The sequence below is a fragment of the Streptomyces sp. NPDC002870 genome, from assembly GCF_042888505.1.
GTDB lineage: Bacteria > Actinomycetota > Actinomycetes > Streptomycetales > Streptomycetaceae > Streptomyces.
This window is the reverse complement of sequence record NZ_JBIAPW010000013.1, coordinates 1-20,654: the sequence shown is the minus strand read 5'-3', so window position 1 is coordinate 20,654 and position 20,654 is coordinate 1. Positions and strand designations below refer to the sequence as shown.

Annotated in this window: 15 protein-coding genes; 11 read left to right on the top strand and 4 right to left on the bottom strand. The window is 70.0% G+C overall.

Going from position 1 to position 20,654, the window contains the following annotated elements; all coding sequences use genetic code 11:
* Positions 1 to 61 precede the first annotated feature (61 nt).
* Complete coding sequence (gene hrpB, locus ACFYWY_RS18060; RefSeq protein WP_389187015.1) at positions 62 to 2,566, top strand: ATP-dependent helicase HrpB; 2,505 nt, start codon at positions 62 to 64, stop codon at positions 2,564 to 2,566.
* Positions 2,567 to 2,578: 12 nt separating this feature from the next.
* On the opposite strand, the gene ACFYWY_RS18055 is transcribed toward hrpB, so the two are convergent.
* The 3 genes from ACFYWY_RS18055 to ACFYWY_RS18045 form a co-directional block, all read right to left on the bottom strand.
* Entirely contained in the window at positions 2,579 to 3,568 is a 990-nt protein-coding gene (locus ACFYWY_RS18055; protein WP_389187012.1) for a DUF3068 domain-containing protein, read from the bottom strand.
* A gap of 12 nt (positions 3,569 to 3,580) precedes the next feature.
* Positions 3,581 to 3,718, bottom strand: coding sequence for an SPW_0924 family protein (locus tag ACFYWY_RS18050; RefSeq protein ID WP_360873925.1), 138 nt, complete (start codon positions 3,716 to 3,718; stop codon positions 3,581 to 3,583).
* A gap of 151 nt (positions 3,719 to 3,869) precedes the next feature.
* Positions 3,870 to 5,543, bottom strand: coding sequence for a lytic murein transglycosylase (locus ACFYWY_RS18045; protein ID WP_389187008.1), 1,674 nt, complete (start codon positions 5,541 to 5,543; stop codon positions 3,870 to 3,872).
* A gap of 203 nt (positions 5,544 to 5,746) precedes the next feature.
* Between ACFYWY_RS18045 and ACFYWY_RS18040 the strand changes: the two genes are divergently transcribed.
* Positions 5,747 to 6,559 (top strand): DUF4184 family protein, encoded by an 813-nt coding sequence (locus ACFYWY_RS18040; protein ID WP_389187005.1) that lies wholly within the window; start codon positions 5,747 to 5,749, stop codon positions 6,557 to 6,559.
* A 156-nt stretch (positions 6,560 to 6,715) separates the two neighbouring features.
* Here the strand turns inward: ACFYWY_RS18040 and polA are convergent, their stop codons facing one another.
* Positions 6,716 to 9,424: a DNA polymerase I gene (gene polA, locus ACFYWY_RS18035; protein WP_389187002.1), complete on the bottom strand. Its 2,709-nt coding sequence runs from the start codon at positions 9,422 to 9,424 to the stop codon at positions 6,716 to 6,718.
* Positions 9,425 to 9,540: 116 nt separating this feature from the next.
* On the opposite strand from polA, the gene ACFYWY_RS18030 reads away from it, so the two are divergent.
* The 9 genes from ACFYWY_RS18030 to ACFYWY_RS17990 all read left to right on the top strand — a co-directional run bounded on the left by ACFYWY_RS18030 (position 9,541) and on the right by ACFYWY_RS17990 (position 20,523).
* Positions 9,541 to 11,814: an FdhF/YdeP family oxidoreductase gene (locus ACFYWY_RS18030; protein WP_389186999.1), complete on the top strand. Its 2,274-nt coding sequence runs from the start codon at positions 9,541 to 9,543 to the stop codon at positions 11,812 to 11,814.
* A gap of 83 nt (positions 11,815 to 11,897) precedes the next feature.
* The gene (locus ACFYWY_RS18025) at positions 11,898 to 12,371 is read left to right on the top strand and encodes a PaaI family thioesterase (protein ID WP_389186997.1); all 474 of its coding nucleotides are present in this window, start codon (positions 11,898 to 11,900) and stop codon (positions 12,369 to 12,371) included.
* 189 nt (positions 12,372 to 12,560) lie between these two features.
* The gene (locus ACFYWY_RS18020) at positions 12,561 to 13,439 is read left to right on the top strand and encodes a trypsin-like serine protease (protein ID WP_389186994.1); all 879 of its coding nucleotides are present in this window, start codon (positions 12,561 to 12,563) and stop codon (positions 13,437 to 13,439) included.
* Positions 13,440 to 13,576: 137 nt separating this feature from the next.
* Positions 13,577 to 13,927, top strand: coding sequence for a hypothetical protein (locus ACFYWY_RS18015; RefSeq protein WP_389186991.1), 351 nt, complete (start codon positions 13,577 to 13,579; stop codon positions 13,925 to 13,927).
* A gap of 874 nt (positions 13,928 to 14,801) precedes the next feature.
* Positions 14,802 to 16,034: a branched-chain amino acid ABC transporter substrate-binding protein gene (locus ACFYWY_RS18010; RefSeq protein WP_389186988.1), complete on the top strand. Its 1,233-nt coding sequence runs from the start codon at positions 14,802 to 14,804 to the stop codon at positions 16,032 to 16,034.
* A 96-nt stretch (positions 16,035 to 16,130) separates the two neighbouring features.
* A complete protein-coding gene (locus ACFYWY_RS18005) occupies positions 16,131 to 17,060 on the top strand; it encodes a branched-chain amino acid ABC transporter permease (protein ID WP_389186985.1) in 930 nt (309 codons plus the stop codon).
* Positions 17,061 to 17,065: 5 nt separating this feature from the next.
* Complete coding sequence (locus tag ACFYWY_RS18000; RefSeq protein ID WP_389186982.1) at positions 17,066 to 18,892, top strand: branched-chain amino acid ABC transporter permease; 1,827 nt, start codon at positions 17,066 to 17,068, stop codon at positions 18,890 to 18,892.
* 3 nt (positions 18,893 to 18,895) lie between these two features.
* Complete coding sequence (locus ACFYWY_RS17995) at positions 18,896 to 19,807, top strand: ABC transporter ATP-binding protein (protein ID WP_389186979.1); 912 nt, start codon at positions 18,896 to 18,898, stop codon at positions 19,805 to 19,807.
* Positions 19,807 to 20,523 (top strand): ABC transporter ATP-binding protein, encoded by a 717-nt coding sequence (locus tag ACFYWY_RS17990; protein WP_389186976.1) that lies wholly within the window; start codon positions 19,807 to 19,809, stop codon positions 20,521 to 20,523. Before ACFYWY_RS17995 ends, ACFYWY_RS17990 begins: the two co-directional genes overlap by 1 nt.
* The last annotated feature ends 131 nt before the right edge of the window (positions 20,524 to 20,654 follow it).

The following is a 20,654-nucleotide window of genomic DNA, read 5'->3' as shown; positions in this document are numbered from 1 at the left end:
GGGCTTGTTCGGTCTCAGGACTTGTTCGGGACTGCCTCAGGACTCTTGCGAGACTGGGGCGGTGATCCGCGACGAAGCCCTCGGCAGTCTGCCCGTACGCTCCGCCCTGCCCGCCCTGGAGCGGGCGCTGGACGAGCACGGGTGCGCCGTGCTGTGCGCGCCGCCCGGAACCGGCAAGACCACCCTCGTGCCACTGGTCCTCGCCGAGCGCGGCGCACGCGTCGTGGTCGCCGAGCCGCGCCGGATCGCGGCGCGGGCCGCGGCCAGGCGGATGGCGTGGATGCTGGGCGAGAAGGTCGGCGGCAAGGTCGGCTTCACGGTGCGCGGGGAGCGCGTGGTGGGGCGCGGGACGGTGGTGGAGGTGGTGACCACCGGTGTGCTGCTTCAGCGGCTGCAGCGCGATCAGGAGCTGTCCGGGGTCGATGTGGTGATCCTCGACGAGTGCCATGAGCGGCATCTGGACGCGGACACGGTGGCCGCCTTTCTGCTGGATGTACGCGCCACGCTCCGCCCCGAGCTGCGGCTGGTGGCGGCCTCGGCGACCACGGACGCGGAGGGCTGGGCGCGGCTGCTCGGCGATGCGCCCGTGGTTCAGGCGCATGGCGTGGCGCATCCGGTGGAGGTGGTGTGGGCCCCTCCCGCGCGGCCGGTGCGGCCGCCGCACGGGATGCGGGTCGATCCGGCGCTGTTGACCCATGTGGCCGGTGTGGTTCGAAGGGCTCTGGCCGCTCACGCCGGTGACGTGCTGTGTTTTCTGCCCGGGGTCGGTGAAATCGCCCGGGTGGCGGGCCAGTTGGGGAATGCGGAGGCGGAGGTGCTCCAGGTCCACGGGCGGGCGCCCGCGGCGGTGCAGGACGCGGTGCTGTCCGGGGGCTCGGGGCGCCGGGTCGTGCTCGCGACGTCGGTCGCCGAGTCGTCGCTGACCGTGCCGGGCGTACGGGTCGTCGTGGACGCGGGGCTCGCGCGCGAGCCTCGCACCGACCATGCGCGAGGTCTGAGCGCGCTGACCACGGTGCGAGCTTCGCAGGCGGCGGCGCGGCAGCGGGCGGGACGAGCCGGCCGGGAGGCTCCCGGCACTGTCTACCGCTGCTGGTCCGAGGCGGAGGACGCCAGGCTGGTGCGGTTCCCGTCGCCCGAGATCAAGGTCGCCGACCTGACGGCGTTCGCCCTGCAGGCGGCTTGCTGGGGCGATCCGGCGGCCTCGGGCCTCGCGCTGCTGGACCCGCCCCCGGCCGGTGCGCTGGCCGCGGCGCGCTCGGTGCTGTCCGCGGTCGGCGCGGTGGACGCGGCGGGCCGGGCGACCGAACGGGGCATACGGATGGCCCGGTTGGGCGTGCATCCACGGCTGGCGCGGGCGCTGCTGGACGGCGCGCACGAGGTGGGCGCGCGCCGGGCCGCCGAGGTGGTGGCGCTGCTCAGTGAGGAGCCGCCGCGGGAGTACGGGGACGACCTGGCGGCGGCGTGGCGCTCGGCGCGGCGGGGCGGCGACGCGTACGCCACGCGCTGGCGCCAGGAGGCACGCCGGCTGTCAGCCGCGGCGGACGGTGCGGAGATTTCCCCCCTGGGGAAAAACCCGCTCTCCGACGACGTCGCCGCCGGGATCGTCACCGCCCTCGCCTTCCCCGAGCGCGTGGCCAAAGCCCGTGGCGAAGGCGCGTTCTTGATGGCCTCCGGGACCGGCGGCGAGCTCCTCGCCGGATCGGGGCTGCGCAGCGCGCCCTGGCTGGCCGTCGCCGTCGCGGACCGTCCCGCGCACGCGGCCTCCGCGCGGGTGCGGCTGGCCGCCGTCATCGACGAGGAGAGCGCCCGCAGCGCCGCCGCGCATCTGCTCGTCACAGGCCAGGAGGTCCACTGGGAGAACGGCGACGTCGTCGCACGGGAGGTGGAGCGACTGGGGGCGGTGGAGCTGTTCGTACGCGCTCTCAAGGACCCGGATCCCGCTCTCGTACGCGAAGCTCTGCTGGACGGGCTGCGGCGCGAGGGCCTCGGGCTGCTGCGCTGGACGCGCGAGTCGGAGGGCCTGCGCGAGCGGCTCGCCTTTCTGCACCGGGAACTGGGCGCGCCCTGGCCCGATGTGTCGGACGCCGCGCTGCTGGACCGTACCGACGAGTGGCTGGAGCCGGAGCTGGCCCGGGCCCGGCGGCGGGCCGATCTCGGGCGCGTCCAGGCCGGGCAGGCTCTCCAGCGGCTGCTGCCCTGGGCCGGCGGGGACGCGGCCCGTCTCGACGAGCTGGCGCCGGAGCGGATCGAGGTGCCGAGCGGCTCGCGGATCCGGGTGGAGTACGGCGGGGCGCAGCCCGTCCTGGCGGTGAAGCTCCAGGAGTTGTTCGGGCTGCGGGAGACGCCCACGGTCGCGGGCGTGCCGGTGCTGGTGCATCTGCTCTCGCCCGCCGGACGGCCCGCCGCCGTCACCGCGGACCTGGCGTCCTTCTGGAAGGACGGATACCGCTCCGTACGGGCGGAACTGCGCGGCCGGTACCCCAAGCACCCCTGGCCCGAGGATCCTTCGACGGCGGAGCCGACCCGGCACACCAAGGCGCGCCTCGGGAGGCAATCCGGAGGCTGACGTGGCCGGCCGTCAGGCGGGAACGGGCTCCGGCTCGCGTTCCGCCGTAGGCGTCCGCGGCCTGCGGCTGCGCGCCTCCAGGACCAGCGCTAGCGCCAGCAGCGTGCCACCGCCCGCGAGGAGGCCCCAGGGCAGGTACGAGGTCATCAGCAGCACCAACTGCCGCTGGGACTTGACCAGTTCGACGGTCGAGTCGATGTAGTCGGGGCGCATCTTCACATGCCCGGCGAACGCGGTGACCTTGTCCCGGCCGCCCAGCAGCGTACCGCCGCGCAGCTCTTCCTTGTGGATCTCCTCGCCGTTGACGGGGGCGCCGGTGACCGGGTCGACCCAGAACATCCGCTTGGTCGTGTACCAGCGGGTGGTTCCCGTCTGCTTCTCCAGCGTCGTCGCGTCGATCCCGGGGATGGGCATCTTCTTCGGGTACGGCACCTTGGTCCACGGGATGGTCTGCTCGAAGTAGTAGACGTCGAGCCCGCGGAACTTCTGCGTCCCCTTGTAGTGGATGGGCGCGGACGTACGGGCCTGGGCGTCGAAGTACTCGTAGTCCCGCTTCTCGGTGAGGAACGGCCACTTGAATTCGATGCCCTCGCGCCGTACGGCGTCGCCGTCCACCATCTCGCCGGTCGCGTGCACGGGCGCCTGACTGTGGGCGTCGAAGATGTACCGCTCGGGGATCTGCGAGACCATCTTGCCGTCGGGGCCCTGGACGTAGGAGAGCCCGTCCCAGACGACGACGTCTCTGCCCGCGCTGCGCTCGATCTTCTCGGACTCCTCCACATTGCCCTTGAGGGTCTGCACGATGGTGACCTTCTCGACCTCCTTCGCCGTGAGCGAGCCGTAGTCGAGGAGGATGGCGGGCTTCGCCTCCAGCACCATCTCCTGGTACTGGCCGGGCGGGATCTTCGCGAGCCGTGGGAAGGCGTACCAGCGCAGCAGCGGGGAGAGCGCGGCGAAGAAGACGGCGAAGGCGAGGAGTACGAGGCTCGCGCGGCGGCGCATGGTGCGGCCCTCCTACTTCTTGGGGCCGGGGACGGTGGTCAGCAGCGGCTTGGGGGATGTCTCGCCGGGCGGCGCACCGATCGCGGTGATGGTGAGGACGAGGGCGAGGGCGGCGGCCAGCCCGATGGCGGCGGCGACGAGGGCGCGCATGCTCGGCCTCCCGGTGGGCTCGGATCCGATGTGGACCTGATGCGGTGTCAGGGCGGAGGCACCGTAGCAATGGAGCCGCGAGATGAGAACACGTTGCACCGCCCCTCTGCCGACGGCGGCGGAGGGGCGGTGCGGGAATCGCTGGTACGTGTCAGGCGGCTGGGGCGGCGACCTTCAGCTCGATGTTCACGCTTCCGCCGCCCGGCGTGGTGAGGCGGAGCAGGAAGGTGCCGGTCTGGTCGTCCGCGTAGATCTTCGGGAGCTTCAGCACGCCGTTGGCGTCGGTCTTCAGCTCCGTGAGCGTGCGGATCGTCTTGCCGTCGGCATCCTTGAAGTAGGGGCCCTTGTCGTTCACGGCCGGGTCCTCAGCGGACTTGATCATGGTGGCGGTGACGGCGACGCCCGAGGCGACGGCTCCCTTGTAGGTGGCCTTGACCTCGACGATGTCCGCGAACTCCGCGCCGGGGGCGGCCGTCAGGACCTTGTCGTCGGTCCGGGCGATCACATCGGCGGCGCGGGGGGTGACGGTCGCTGCGAAGTTCACGGGCGGCAGCGTGCGGTTGACGAGAACCACGGTGGCCCGGACGGTGAATGCGCCGGCCTTCTCCCCCGCCTGGAGAGCGGGCGCGGTGACCGTTCCGTCCGCACCGGTGTAGAGGACCACGCTCGCCTTGTCGCCGGTGAAGCGGGCCTCGGTGTCGCCGACGATCTGGAACCGGACGGCCTGCTGCGCGACGGGCCGCCCGGCGGCGTTCTTCACACGCACGGTGGCACGCGTGGTGAACTCGCGGCCGGCCATAGCGGTCAGCTCGCCAGTGCCCGCGTTCTCGATGCCGCTGACGGGCGACGCCGGAGGTGTCGGCGGAGGCGTGGGCGTCGACGGGGGCGTGGGCGTCGGGGTGCCGCCGGGCTGCGGGGTGCTGGGCTGCTGGCTGGGAGTGCCGGCGCCCGGCGCGGGGGTGGGCGGGTGGCTCGGTCCGGAGCCGGAGCCGGCCCCGGAGCCGTCGGGCCCGTTGGAGATCGGCAGCACACCGGTGCCGTCCGGGACCTCGTGCGTGCCGCGCTTGTAGTACTCGAACCAGGACAGAACCGTACGCAGGTACTCCCGCGAGTGGTTGTAGCCGAGGATCGCCCGGTCGAGGTCGGACTTGACCGCCAGGTCGCGGCCGTCGGCGCAGAGATAGCGTCCGGCGGCGAGTGCGGCGTCGTAGATGTTGTTGGGGTCCCGGCGGCCGTCGCCGTTGGCGTCCTGACCCCACGTCTCCCAGGTGGACGGGATGAACTGCATCGGGCCGACCGCGCGGTCGTGCGTCGAGTCGCTGTCGTACGCACCGTTGTCGGTGTCCGAAATGTTCGCGAAACCGACGCCGTTGAGGACCGGGCCGAGGATCGGCGAGAGCGTGGTCCCCTCGGCGTCCACGCGGCCGCCGCGCGCCTGGCCGGACTCCACCTTGCCGATCGCGGCGAGCAGTTGCCACGGGACATGGCAGCCGGGGTCCGAGCCGGCGATGGTCCGCTCAGCCTGCTTGTACGCCGCGAGGACGGTTGCGGGTATGCCCGCTTCCGTCGTGCCCGTCGCGGGCAGATCGATCGAAGTGCCCGGTTTGTTCGGGGTGTTCAGCGGTGGAAGGTCCGTGTAATACGGGGAGTTGCCGGTGACCGGGGTGCCGGAGGGCGGGGTGGCGTCCGAAGCCCCCTGACTGTCGCCCGTGGTGGCATGCGTGATGCCGGGCGCCTGTGAGGCGGAGAGTGCGGCCACAGCGGCCGCGGCCACAGCGGCCGTGGTCGCTCCCCTGCGCAGTCGGCGGCCGAATTGCGCTGCCATACGTCTGTTCCCTCCCCATCGGCGGCTGCCCGCGCTCCCCAGCGCGAGGCCTCAGGTGACCCTACGGCAACTCCACGCCGCGGAACACCGGCCCCTGACCGCTTTTCACCAGTCCGCCATCTCCAGGTCGCCCAGGAATCCGGAGTCGGAACATCACGCATACTGGGCGCCATTGATCAACAACGGTCACCAGGGGGACGACCATGCCGTTCACGCTGAGCCATGCCGCCGCGGTGCTGCCGGGAATCCGCAGGGACGGGGTGGCGCGCGGTCCGCTGCTCGCCTCGGCGCTCGTGATGGGCTCGTTCGCCCCCGACATGACGTACTTCGCGGCCAACGCCATTCCGGGCGCGATGGAGTTCGGCAACGTCACCCACACCCCTCTCGGGGTGCTGACCGTCGATGTGGCGATCACAGCGGTGCTGGCAGCGGTGTGGCTGATGGTGCGTGAGCCGTTGCTGGCTCTGCTGCCCACCACCTGGCAGGGGCGTGTTCACGCCTTCGTACGAGGGCGTGGGCCGCGCGCGGACCGGCCTCTGGCGCTCGCGCTCCGGTTCTATGTCTCTGCGGTCATCGGCGCGAGCACGCATGTCGTGTGGGACGCCTTCACCCACCACGACCGGTGGGGCACGGAGTTGCTGCCGGTGCTCAATGAGACGGCGGCGGGGCTGCCGGTGTATTCGTATGCACAGTACGGCACTTCGGCGCTGGCCATGGTGGCGCTGGTGTGGTTCACGGTGTCGGCGCTGCGCCGACAGCCCGCGGTCGCCGCGCCCCCGTCGGTGCCGGTGCTGGACGGGCGGGGGCGGTGGCTCGCCGGATCGCTGCTGGCGGTGTGCGTGCTGCTCGGCGTCGTACAGCGGTGTGCGCGCTGGTACGCGTACTACGGGTGGGCGAACTCGCCCCTCGACATCATCCCGACGGCCTGCTTCGGGGCGGGCGCGGGGCTCGCGGTGGGCCTTGTGGGGTACGGGGCGGGGATGCGGCTGCGGGGGCGCGCGGTGGAGCGGGTCTGAGGGCGGGTCGGTCGGGCTGCGCCTGCGGCGGGTCTGTCCCCCGCCGGACGGGCTGAATGTGCGGCCCAGCCGCACATTCAGCCTCGTGGGTCCCCCCGGACGAAGTCTGGGGGAGTTTGGGGCGCGGGGGTCCGGGGGCAGCGCCCCCGGGGGTGGTCAGTGCGCCGCGGACTCCCAGTCCGTGCCCACACCCACCGAGACGTCCAGCGGCGCGCGCAGCGACACGGCCGCGGCCATCTCCTTGCGCACCAGCGACTCGACCCGGTCGCGCTCGCCCGGAGCGATCTCCAGGACGATTTCGTCGTGCACCTGGAGCAGCAGCCGGGAGGAGAGCTTCGCCTTCGTCAGCGCACGGTCGACATGGAGCATGGCGACCTTGACGATGTCCGCGGCGGTGCCCTGGATCGGGGCGTTGAGCGCCATTCGCTCGGCCGTCTCGCGGCGCTGGCGGTTGTCGCTGTTCAGGTCGGGCAGATAGCGGCGGCGACCGAGCATCGTCTCGGTGTAGCCGGTGGCCCTGGCCTCGTCGACGGCGCGCCGCAGATAGTCCCGGACGCCGCCGAACCGCTCGAAGTAGGTGTCCATCAGGCCGCGCGCCTCGGCCGCCTCGATGTTCAGCTGCTGGGAGAGGCCGAACGCCGAGAGGCCGTAGGCCAGTCCGTACGACATGGCCTTGATCTTGCGGCGCATCTCCGCGTCGACCGCGGACTTCGCCACACCGAACACCTGGGAGGCGACGGTGGTGTGCAGGTCCTCCCCGGAAGTGAAGGCCTCGATCAGACCCTCGTCCTCGGACAGATGCGCCATCACGCGCAGCTCGATCTGGCTGTAGTCGGCGGTCATCAGCGACTCGAAGCCCTCGCCGACGACGAAGCCGCGGCGGATCGCCCGGCCTTCGTCGGTGCGCACCGGCACATTCTGGAGGTTCGGGTCGGTGGAGGAGAGCCGGCCGGTCGCCGCCACGATCTGGCTGAAACTGGTGTGGATCCGGCCGTCGGCCGCGACCGTCTTGATCAGGCCCTCGACCGTGGACCGCAGACGGGCCTGCTCGCGGTGGCGCAGCATGATCACCGGCAGCTCGTGCTCGGTCTGGGCCGCCAGCCAGGCCAGCGCGTCCGCGTCCGTGGTGTAACCGGTCTTGGTCTTCTTGGTCTTGGGGAGGTTCAGCTCGCCGAAGAAGACTTCCTGAAGCTGCTTGGGCGAGCCGAGGTTGAACTCGTGCCCGACGGCGGCGTGCGCCTCCTTCACGGCCTGCTGCACGGCGCCCGCGAACTGCTGCTCCATGGCCTCCAGATGAGGGCGGTCGGCGGCGATGCCGTGCCGTTCCATGCGGGCCAGCAGGGCGGAGGTGGGCAGCTCGACGTCGTCCAGCAGCTCGGCCGCGCCGACCTCGCGCAGCCGCTCGGTGAAGGCCTCGCCGAGGTCGAGGACCGCGCGGGCCTGCGCCATCAGGGCTTCCGCCTCGGCCTGTTCGTCCGTGCCGAAGGCGAGCTGGCCGTCGGCCGGGGCGGGGGCGAGCTCACGGCCCAGGTACTCGATGGCGAGTGCGTCCAGTGCGAAGGAACGGCGTCCCGGCTTGACGAGGTAGGCGGCGAGGGCGGTGTCCATGGTGACGCCGTCGACGCTCCAGCCGTGCTCGGGGAAGACCCGCATCGCGCCCTTGGCGTTGTGCATGACCTTGGGCCGGCCGGCGTCCGCGATCCAGGCGGCGAAGGCCCGCTCGTCGGACTCGTCGAGCTGGGTGGTGTCGAACCAGGCGGCCGCTCCGGAGGCCGCGGCGAGCGCGATCTCGGTGACATTGCCGGTGCCCAGTGCCCAGGTGTCGACGGTGGCCACGCCGAGTGGCTGCGTGCCGTGCTCCGCCAGCCACGGCGCGAGCTCGCCGGAGCCCAGGACCGCGCCGTCCAGCTCGACGCCGGCAGCCGGGGCGACGGGCTCCTCGGCCTCGGCGCCCGGGTCGACGGCGAGGAGGCGCTCACGCAGGCTCGGGTTGCGGATCTCCAGCACGTCCAGCACGCCCTTGACGGCGGCCCGGTCGTACGGAACGCGCTCCAGGTCCTGCGGGGCCTTGGGCAGCTCGACGTCGTGCACCAGCTGCGTGAGGTGGCGGTTGAGCTTGACAGCTTCCAGATGCTCGCGGAGGTTCTGCCCGGCCTTGCCCTTGACCTCCTCCGCACGCTCGACCAGATCGGCGAACGAACCGAATTGGTTGATCCACTTCGCGGCCGTCTTCTCGCCGACGCCGGGAATGCCCGGGAGGTTGTCCGACGGGTCGCCGCGCAGCGCCGCGAAGTCGGGGTACTGCTGCGGCGAGAGTCCGTACTTCTCGAAGACCTTCTCCGGGGTGAAGCGGGTGAGCTCCGAGACGCCCTTGGTCGGGTACAGCACGGTCACATGCTCGGAGACCAGCTGGAAGGAGTCGCGGTCGCCGGTGACGATCAGCACTTCGAAGCCGGCCGCCTCGGCCTGCGTGGCCAGGGTGGCGATCACGTCGTCCGCCTCGAAGCCGTCGATCGCGAAGCGGTCGGCGTGCATCGCGTCGAGCAGTTCCCCGATCAGCTCGACCTGACCCTTGAACTCGTCAGGGGTCTTGGAGCGGTTCGCCTTGTACTCCGGGAACTCCTGCGAGCGCCACGTCTTGCGGGACACGTCGAACGCCACCGCGAAATGCGTGGGCGACTCGTCGCGCAGCGTGTTCGCCAGCATCGAGGCGAAGCCGTAGATCGCGTTGGTCGGCTGACCGGTCGCGGTCGTGAAATTCTCCGCGGGCAGCGCGAAGAACGCCCGGTACGCCAGGGAGTGCCCGTCCATGAGGAGCAGGCGCGGTCGGTTGTCTGCGATCTTCTTCGATGCCGTCTCAGCCACGCACACGATCCTGCCACGTACCACTGACAATCCCGACCCGCGGTCATTGCCGTCCATGACCGGAACCGTGGCAGGATCGAAGACGTACCGCAGAAGCAGGCTCGAGGGAGAGCGCGATGGCCAGCAAGCCGCCGACAGGCGATCCGGTCCAGGACGCGCCGCAGGTCGCGGACCCGCAGCACGCGGCCGCGGGGCTCCCCGCCATCGGGCACACACTGCGCGTCGCCCAGCAGCAGATGGGCGTGGTCCGCAGCGCGCAGGCGCTCCTCAGGGTCAACCAGAAGGACGGCTTCGACTGTCCGGGCTGCGCCTGGCCGGAGGGCGACAAGCGGCACACCGCGGAGTTCTGCGAGAACGGCGCCAAAGCCGTCGCCGAGGAGGCGACGCTGCGCCGCGTCACACCCGACTTCTTCGCCGCGCACCCCCTCACGGACCTCGCCTCACGCAGTGGCTACTGGCTGGGGCAGCAGGGCCGGATCACGCAGCCTGTGTATCTGCCGCAGGGTGGCGACCGGTACGAGGCGGTGACCTGGGAGCGCGCCTTCGCGATCATCGCGGAGGAGCTCACGGCGCTGGCCTCCCCCGACGAGGCGCTCTTCTACACCTCGGGCCGCACCAGCAACGAAGCCGCCTTCCTGCTCCAGCTCTTCGCCCGCGAATTCGGCACCAACAATCTCCCCGACTGCTCCAACATGTGCCATGAGTCCTCCGGATCGGCGCTCACCGAGACGATCGGCATCGGCAAGGGCAGCGTCTCGCTGGAGGATCTCCACCAGGCGGACCTGATCATCGTCGCCGGGCAGAACCCGGGCACCAACCACCCCCGGATGCTCAGCGCTCTGGAGAAGGCCAAGAACGCGGGCGCGAAGATCATTTCGGTGAATCCGCTGCCCGAGGCGGGCATGGAGCGGTTCAAGAATCCGCAGACGCCGCGCGGCATGATCAAGGGCGTCGCGCTCAACGACCTGTTCCTGCAGATCCGCATCGGCGGCGACCAGGCCCTGTTCCGGCTGCTGAACAAGCTGATCCTTGAGACTGCGGGCGCGGTCGACGAGGAGTTCGTACGCGAACACACGCATGGGTACGAGGAGTTCGCGGCCGCGGCCAGAGGGGCCGACTGGGACGAGACGCTCGCCGCGACCGGGCTCGACCGTGCCGCCATCGAGCGAGCCCTCGCCATGATCCTCGCCTCGAAGCGCACCATCGTCTGCTGGGCGATGGGACTGACCCAGCACAAGCACGCCGTGCCGACCATCCGTGAGGTGGTCAACTTCCTGCTGCTGCGCGGCAACATCGGCCGCCCCGGCGCCGGCGTCTGTCCGGTGCGCGGGCACTCCAACGTCCAGGGCGACCGCACCATGGGCATCTTCGAGCGGCCCTCCCCCGCCTTCCTGGACGCGCTGGAGAAGGAGTTCGGCTTCGCGCCGCCGCGTCACCACGGCTTCGACGTCGTACGGTCCATCAAGGCGCTGCGCGACGGCGAGGCGAAGGTCTTCTTCGCCATGGGCGGCAACTTCGTGGCCGCCACCCCCGACACCGAGGTCACAGAGGCGGCGATGCGCCGGGCCCGGCTCACCGTCCATGTGTCGACCAAGCTGAACCGCTCGCACGCCGTGACCGGCGCCCGGGCGCTGATCCTGCCCACCCTCGGCCGCACCGACAAGGACGTACAGGCGGGCGGCAGGCAGGTGGTGACCGTCGAGGACTCGATGGGAATGGTGCACGCCTCCCGAGGCAATCTGAAACCGGCGAGCCCGCATCTGCTGTCCGAACCGGCGATCGTGGCCCGGCTGGCGCGCGCGGTGCTCGGCCCCGGCTCGCTGACGCCCTGGGAGGACTTCGAGAAGGACTACGGGACCATCCGCGACCGCATCGCGCGCGTGGTGCCCGGTTTCGAGGACTTCAACGCGAAGATCGCCCGCCCCGGCGGCTTCACGCTCCCGCATGCCCCGCGCGACGAGCGGCGCTTCCCCACCGCCACCGGCAAGGCCAATTTCACCGCGGCGCCGGTCGAGTTCCCGAAGGTTCCGGCGGGCCGGCTGCTGTTGCAGACGCTGCGCTCGCACGACCAGTACAACACCACGATCTACGGTCTCGACGACCGCTACCGCGGCATCAAGGGCGGCCGCCGGGTCGTCCTGGTGCACCCCGAAGACGCGCGTGAACTGGGCCTGGCGGACGGCTCGTACACCGATCTGGTCAGCGAGTGGAAGGACGGCGTGGAGCGCCGGGCCGCCGGTTTCCGCGTGGTGCACTACCCCACCGCCCGGGGCTGCGCCGCCGCGTACTACCCGGAGACCAATGTGCTGGTCCCGCTGGACTCCACCGCCGACGTCAGCAACACCCCGGTCAGTAAGTCCGTGATCGTCCGGTTCGAGCACCGGGAATGAGACCACCGGGCTAAGCGTTCGCTCAGGCATCTGATAAGACGGTGCACACCGCACGCGACGTACTGAGATCGGAGCCGGGCCGCATGGGCGAGCAGAGAACCGTCAAGTTCCCTCAAGAGGTCATCGACGAATACGCCGCGCTCGGGGTTGATCTGCCCGCGCTCTTCTCCGCCGGACATCTGGGCAACCGCATGGGCGTCGAGATCGTCGAGGCAGCGGCGGACCGGGTCGTCGGCACGATGCCGGTCGAGGGCAACACCCAGCCGTACGGACTGCTGCACGGTGGCGCGTCCGCCGTGCTCGCCGAGACCCTCGGCTCGATCGGCTCGATGCTGCACGGCGGGGTCACCAAGATCGCCGTCGGTGTGGATCTCAACTGCACGCACCACCGCGGCGTCCGCTCCGGCCTGGTCACCGGCGTCGCTACACCGGTGCACCGTGGTCGCACCACGGCGACGTACGAGATCGTCATCACCGACGAGCAGGACAAGCGGGTCTGCACGGCGCGACTGACCTGTCTGCTGCGGGACGTGAACCCGGACGGCACGACGGGCTGACCGGCACAGCGGTCCGGCGCCCCACACCGGCACCGGACCGCAAATCCATGCCGACTTCCCCTTGGTCACAGGAATCAGTCAAGCAACAGCCAAAGAATCCCGGCACTCTTGCCGCACGCCCCACACGCGCGCTTCACTGTCGACCACCCCACAGGAGAACCCCCGTCCCGTGACTCGAAGGGTCTCCCCTTGACTGCCGTTCCCGTACGCCTGAGTGCCGCCACCGCGGCAGCCTGCGCACTCGTCCTCAGCGCGGCACTGCCGTCCTCAGCGATCAACTCGTACAACGCCACGCCCGCGCCGGAGCGCACCGAGGTCGGCGCCCTCGTCGCCACCTGGGACAACGACGACAACCCCGCCACCCCCGACCGGGTCGACTGGGTCTGCTCCGGCACCATGATCGACGCGGACACCTTCCTGACCGCCGCGCACTGCACCACCGACTGGCCGGCGAACGTGAAGTTCTACGTCTCCCTCGACCAGGACGTGCAGGCCGGCCTCGACAAGGCCGCCGCCGAACACCCCGGCGACCCGGCGGCCGTGGCGAGGGCCGTCGCGGTCCAAGGCAGCGCCCACAGCCACCCCGACTACCCGGGCCCCGCTTCGGACAACCACGACATATCCGTCATCGAGCTGCCCGCCGCCCAGGTCAAGGCCCGCTGGACCTTCACCCCGGCCACTCTCCCCAAGGCCGGAGCACTCAACGCGCTGGGCCCGCAAGGACTGCACGACACCTCGTTCTTCGTCGCGGGGTACGGAACCCAGGAGGCCGCACGCGGCCCCGGCGGCCACACCCACCCCGGCGGCGGCGTCCGGATGAAGGCCCCGGTCACCTTCGACGCACTCAACAACGCCTGGGTGCGACTGGCCATGACCGCGCCCCAGGGCAACGGCGGGGCCTGCTACGGCGACTCCGGCGGCCCCAACTTCGCCACCCTGGACGGCAAGCGCACCCTGGTCGCCACCACCATCACGGGCGACGGCCCGTGCTACGCCACGAATGTCTCCTACCGCCTGGACACCCCCGGCGCCCGCGCGTTCCTCTCCCCCTTCGCCAAGCTGCCGTAGCCCGCGCAGCCTCCCCGGGTGGGTGCCGCCGGACCGCGCGTCCGGCGGCACCCGGCACACCATTGCCCTCTCCCGGCACCCCCCGCTAGCGTCGCGGCATGGGGCCAGGACCACCACGCCGAGCAAGGCACTCCGCGGTGTGCGCTTCCGTCGCACTCCTGGCCGTCCTCACCGGCTGCGGGGGCAGTCCCACCCACTCCGCATCGCCGGCTTCGCGCACCACCCCACCGCGGGAACTGTGCGAGCGGCTGATCTCCCACTGGGCGCGGGTCGTCCTCGACGGCGGCGGGCAGGCCGGCCTCGACTACCAGGCCATGGGCCTGTCCGGCGGGCAGAACGAGATTCTGCTGGACGTGACGGCCGCCGCCCGCGCCGAGCAGAAGCGCCAAGGGGCCGCCGCCGCACGGAAGTTGATCGACACCCTGGCCGCGGTCCGCTGCGCGGAGCGCCACCGCAGCGGAAGTCCGACCGGGGGCCCCTGGCAATGAGCGGAGTCGGCCCGGTGGAGCCGGGCGAGGGCACCTACGCGCCGGGCGACGCCGACGCCCCCCACCCGGCCGGCCCCTGGCAGAGCCGGGCGGGCGACTTCGCCGGGCGGCATCGCTCCATGGTCATCGCCGCCGCATCCGTGGCCGTCATCGCCACAGGCGTGTCGTACCTCTGTCTGACCCGGCCGACGCCTCCCCCGCCTCCCCCGACGCCATGGCCGGCACAGGCGGTCGCCGTCGCCTACGAAGCACCCGCCCGGCAGGTCGCCGGACGTGACTCGTTCGAGTTCACCGTCACGGTCACCACCGTCTCGGGACCACCGGTCACGGTCGAGCGGATCACGCAGAACTCCGCAGGTCTGTGGGTCTCCACCACTCCGGCGGCGCCGTTCACTGTGAGTAGTGAAAAGCCACGCAAAGTGCTCATCATGGTCCATGTGTCCGAATGCGGAAAAGTGGCACGGAATGCCGGACTCCCCTTCCTCGACGTAACACTGCGTAATGCGCGCGCAATGCAGGAACACAGTTACATTCTGGGCGAGCGGTACGCCAGAGGCCTGGCCAGAACTGTTGGCACTGCGTGCCACCAAGATCGGACGTCAGGACTCAAACCGCCGAACGGTCCTGCACGTTCTCAGTATGTGGACAAGACGAACCGGCCGGAATTCCCCGTTTCCCCCCACGAAAGTCCGCTATGCATTACGCCGTGGCATAACAAGAGCGTCACATCCTTGGCCAGACCACTCCACCTCCCCCAATACCGCGCTTAGAGTCACCGCCAGTCACCGCGCCACCGGATTACCTTCAGTTCGGTTCCAGCGCTCGACTCGGTACGTCCCGTGGGGGACGGCCGTGCCAGGTGAAAGGACTGATCGTGCGTCAACGTTCGCTACTAGCCATGACGGCTACGCTCGCCGCGGGAGCCCTTGCGCTCACCGCCTGTGGCTCGCGCGACGACAGCAATAGCGGGGCCGAGGGCGGCGGTGGCACCACGGTCGTCATCGGCATCGATGCCCCGCTGACCGGTGAGCTCTCCGCGCTGGGCCTCGGCATCAAGAACTCCGTCGACCTCGCGGCCAAGCAGGCCAACGCCAAGAAGTTCGTCGACGGCGTCACCTTCAAGGTGGAGGCCTACGACGACCAGGCGCAGCCGTCCTCCGGACAGCAGAACGCCACCAAGTTCGTCGCCAACAAGGACGTCCTCGGTGTCGTCGGCCCGCTGAACTCGTCCGTTGCCGAGTCCATGCAGAAGGTCTTCGACGACGCCAAGCTCGCCCAGGTCTCGCCCGCCAACACCAACCCGGCCCTCACCCAGGGACCGAAGTGGAACAGCGGCGAGAAGGCCCGTCCGTACAAGTCCTACTTCCGCACCGCGACCACGGACGCCATCCAGGGCCCGTTCGCAGCGCAGTACCTCTTCAACGACGCCAAGAAGAAGAACGTCTTCATCATCGATGACAAGAAGACGTACGGCGCCGGTCTCGCCGCCACCTTCAAGGCGGAGTTCGAGAAGCTCGGCGGCAAGGTCGCCGGCACCGAGCACGTGAACCCTGACACCAAGGACTTCGCGGCCGTCGTCACCCAGATCAAGAGCTCCAAGGCCGACGTCGTCTACTACGGCGGCGAGTACCCGGTCGCGGGCCCGCTCAGCAAGCAGATCAAGAAGTCCGGTGCCGCGATCCCGCTCGTCGGCGGCGACGGCATCTACAGCGCCGACTTCATCAAGCTCTCCGGCAAGGAGGGCGTGGGTGACCTCGCCACCTCCGTCGGTGCGCCGGTGGAGACGCTCCCCTCGGCCAAGGACTTCGTGGCCAACTACAAGGCCGGCGGCTACAAGGAGGCCTACGAGGCCTACGGCGGCTACTCGTACGACTCCGCCTGGTCGATCATCGAGGCTGTGAAGAAGGTCGTCGAGGGCAACGACGGCAAGCTTCCCTCCGACGCCCGCGCCAAGGTCGTCGAGGCCCTGCAGGGTGTCTCCTTCGACGGTGTGACCGGCAAGGTCGCCTTCGACGAGTACGGCGACGCCACCAACAAGCAGCTCACGGTCTACAAGTACGAGGGAACTGCCTGGAAGGCCGTCAAGTCGGGCACGTTCGCCGGCTGATCCTCACTCCGTAACACCTCACCTGCCGCGCGGGGCGCCGCAAGACCATGCGCCCCGCGCGGTGTCACATCCGTCGAAAGACTCGGAGGACCTGCGGTGCACGAACTGCCGCAACAGCTGGTCAACGGCCTGCTACTGGGATCCATGTACGGGCTCGTCGCCATCGGCTACACGATGGTTTATGGCATTGTCCAGCTCATCAACTTCGCCCATGGCGAGATCTTCATGACCGGCGGGTTCGGGGCCCTCACGGTCTGGCTCATCCTTCCCACCGGCACCACCATGTGGCTGGCCCTGCCACTCATGCTCATCGGCGCGATCATCGTCGCCACCACCATCGCGGTCGGCGCGGAACGCTTCGCGTACCGGCCGCTGCGCACCGCACCACGCCTCGCACCACTCATCACCGCCATCGGCCTCTCCCTCGCCCTTCAGCAGGCGGTGTGGGCCTGGTACCCCGAGGCGAAGTCCTCCCGCACCTTCCCCGAAATCTCAGGCGGCCCCTTCCACCTGGGCAGCGTCACCATCCAGACCGGTGACATCTTCCTGCTGATCGCCGCCCCCATCTGCATGGCGATCCTCGCTTTCTTCGTCATGAAGACCCGGACCGGACGCGGTATGCAGGCCACCGCCCAGGACCCGGACACGGCCAAGCTCATGGGCATCAACACCGACCGCATCATCGTGGTCGCGTTCGCCCTCGGCGCGGCGTTCGCCGCCGTCGGAGCCGTCGCGTACGGCCTCAAGTACGGCGAAGTGAACTTCCGCATGGGCTTCATCCTCGGCCTCAAGGCGTTCACCGCAGCCGTCCTCGGCGGCATCGGCAACATCTACGGCGCCATGCTGGGCGGTCTCGCCCTGGGCATCGCCGAAACCATGGCAACGGCCTACATCAACGACATCCCCGGCATGCAGCAGCTCGGCGGCCAGTCCTGGGCCGACGTCTGGGCCTTCGTACTTCTCATCGTCGTGCTCCTCGTCAGGCCACAAGGCCTCCTCGGCGAGCGCGTCGCGGACAGGGCGTGACACCGATGACGACACAGACCCCCACCGCGGAAACCCCGCGGACCCCGGCCGACAGCGCACAGACGGGCCGCATTTCCCTCCCGCCGAACATCGCGCGCGCCGTCGCGACCGGAGGCGGCGCACTCACCGTCATCTCCGCGTTCCTCGCCTGGACCTGGACGGCCGCCTTCCCCGGCGACCTCACCGTCTACGGCTACCCCGGCGGACTCCAGTGGCTCGTCCTCGTCGCGGGCGCCCTGACCACCCTGTTCGGACTCTCCTCATACGGCGTCAAGGGCCTGAAGTGGCTCGCTCCCGCCGGTGCCGACCCGGCGATCAGGCTCTCCGCCTACGCCGCCTTCGCAACCACCTGGTTCACGCTGATCGCGATCAGCACGCAGCTCGGCGGCCTCGCCAACCTGGAGCCCGGCGGCTTCTTCGCGGGCATCGTCAGCCTCGTCGCCCTCATCGGCGCCCGGTCGCTGCCCTTCGAGCGGCCGAAGGTCGACCCGGCGGACCCGGATGACAGCTGGTGGCAGCGGTACAAGCACAACCGGCGCAACCGCATCACCATCGCCAAGGCTGCCTACGCCACCGGCACCGCGGCACCCGCCCGCAAGCTGCCCTCCTACGTCGAGATCCTGATCATCATCGCGGCTCTCAGCTTCGGCCTGATCGTCTTCACGTACGGCATCGGCACCGAGTATGACGAACTGTTCATCGGCTTCCTCATCACCGCCGGTTTCGGTTTCGCCGCCCTCTTCAAGTCCGGCCTGGTCGGACGGGTGTCCGCGATCACCGCCAAGCACCGCAACGTGACGATGGCCGGCGCGTTCGCAGCCGCCGCGGCGTTCCCCTTCACCCAGTCCGACGACCAGTACGCGACCATCGGCGTCTACATCCTGATCTTCGCGACCGTCGCCCTCGGTCTGAACATCGTCGTCGGCCTCGCCGGACTCCTCGACCTCGGTTACGTCGCCTTCCTCGGCGTCGGCGCGTACGCCGCGGCCATGGTCTCCGGGTCGCCGTCCTCGCCGTTCGACATCCACCTCCCCTTCTGGGGGGCGGTCCTCGTCGGCGCCACGGCATCCATGGTCTTCGGCGTCCTCATCGGCGCCCCGACCCTGCGACTGCGCGGCGACTACCTCGCGATCGTGACGCTCGGCTTCGGTGAGATCTTCCGGATCACCGTCAACAACCTCGACGGCACCTCCGGCCCCGACATCACCAACGGGTCCAACGGCATCTCGTCGATCCCGAACCTGCAGATGTTCGGCTTCGACTTCGGACTCGAGCACAGCATCTTCGGCATCACCATCGGCCGGTTCGCGAACTACTTCTTCCTGATGCTGCTGATCACCCTGATCGTCGTGGTGGTCTTCCGCCGCAGCGGAGACTCCCGCATCGGCCGCGCCTGGATCGCGATCCGCGAGGACGAGACCGCGGCGCTCGCCATGGGCATCAACGGCTTCCGGGTCAAGCTCATCGCGTTCGCTCTCGGTGCGACCCTGGCCGGCCTCGCCGGTACGGTCCAGGCCCACGTCACCTACACGGTGACGCCGGAGCAGTACCAGTTCGCCCACGTCGTCCCGCCGAACTCGGCCTTCCTGCTGGCCGCGGTCGTCCTCGGCGGCATGGGCACCATCAGCGGACCGCTCGTCGGCGCCGCGCTGCTCTACCTGATCCCGGCCAAGCTGCAGTTCCTCGGCGACTACCAGCTCCTCGCCTTCGGCCTCGCGCTCGTACTCCTGATGCGCTTTAGGCCCGAGGGACTCATCCCCAACCGGCGCCGCCAGCTCGAATTCCACGAATCCGCGGAAGCGCCCGCAGTCCTCAGCAAGACAGGGGCCTGATCCATGACCACCGACACCACCACGAAGGACACCGCCCCGGCCACGGCGCCCGGCGAGACGGTCCTCGACGCCCGCGGCGTCACCATGCGGTTCGGCGGCCTCACCGCCGTACGCTCGGTCGACCTCACCGTCAACAGCGGCGAGATCGTCGGCCTCATCGGCCCCAACGGCGCGGGGAAGACCACCTTCTTCAACTGCCTCACCGGTCTCTACATCCCCACAGAGGGCGAGGTCCGCTACAAGGGCACCGTCCTCCCCGCCAAGTCCTTCAAGGTCACGGCGGCGGGCGTCGCGCGAACCTTCCAGAACATCCGCCTCTTCGGCAACATGAGCGTTCTGGAAAACGTGCTCGTCGGCCGCCACACCCGTACCAAGGAAGGCCTCTGGTCCGCCCTCCTGCGCGGCCCCGGCTTCCACAAGGCCGAAGCCAAGTCCCGGGCACGGGCCATGGAACTCCTCGAGTTCATCGGCCTCGCGGGCAAGGCGGAACACCTCGCCCGCAACCTCCCCTACGGCGAACAGCGCAAGCTCGAAATCGCGCGCGCACTCGCCAGCGACCCCGGCCTGCTCCTCCTCGACGAGCCCACGGCCGGCATGAACCCGCAGGAGACCCGGGCCACCGAAGAACTCGTCTTCGCCATCCGGGACATGGGCATCGCCGTACTCGTCATCGAGCACGACATGCGCTTCATCTTCAACCTGTGCGACCGCGTGGCGGTTCTCGTCCAGGGCGAGAAGCTCGTCGAGGGCGACAGCGAGACCGTCCAGGGCGACGAGCGCGTCATCGCCGCCTACCTCGGCGAGCCCTTCGAAGGCGCCCCCGGCGACGAAGAAGTGGCCGAAGTGGAAGCGGCCGAAACCGGCGCAGCGCGGTCCACCGGACCCGCCGAGTCCGCCAGCAAGGAGAACGACTGATGACCGCACTTCTCGAAGTCGAGGACCTGCGCGTCGCCTACGGCAAGATCGAGGCCGTCAAGGGCATCTCGTTCAGCGTCGAAGCCGGCGAGGTCGTCACCCTCATCGGCACCAACGGCGCCGGCAAGACGACCACGCTGCGCACCCTCTCAGGCCTTCTCAAGCCTGTCGGCGGCCAGATCAAGTTCAACGGCAAGTCGCTGAAGAAGACCCCGGCCCACCAGATCGTCTCGCTCGGACTCGCCCACTCCCCCGAGGGGCGGCACATCTTCCCGCGCATGACGATCGAGGACAACCTGCGGCTCGGAGCCTTCCTCCGCAACGACAGGGCCGGAATCGAGAGGGACATCCAGCGCGCCTACGACCTCTTCCCCATCCTGGGTGAGCGTCGCAAGCAGGCCGCGGGCACGCTCTCCGGCGGCGAACAGCAGATGCTCGCCATGGGGCGCGCGCTGATGTCCCAGCCCAAGCTGCTCATGCTCGACGAGCCCTCCATGGGTCTCTCCCCGATCATGATGCAGAAGATCATGGCGACGATCGTCGAGCTCAAGGCCCAGGGCACCACCATTCTGCTCGTCGAGCAGAACGCCCAGGCCGCGCTGTCGCTCGCCGACCAGGGCCATGTCATGGAGATCGGCAATATCGTGCTCTCGGGCACGGGCCAGGATCTGCTCCACGACGACTCGGTCCGCAAGGCCTACCTCGGCGAGGACTGAGCCGTACACATACGGAGAGGCGCGCCCCCCCCCCGCCGGGGGGGGGGCGCCGCCGATGGTGCCGTGGCCCCCAGGGGCGGACCCGGCCGCCTTGTCGGCGGCGGGGGCCAGGCCGCCCCCGCGGGCCGGCG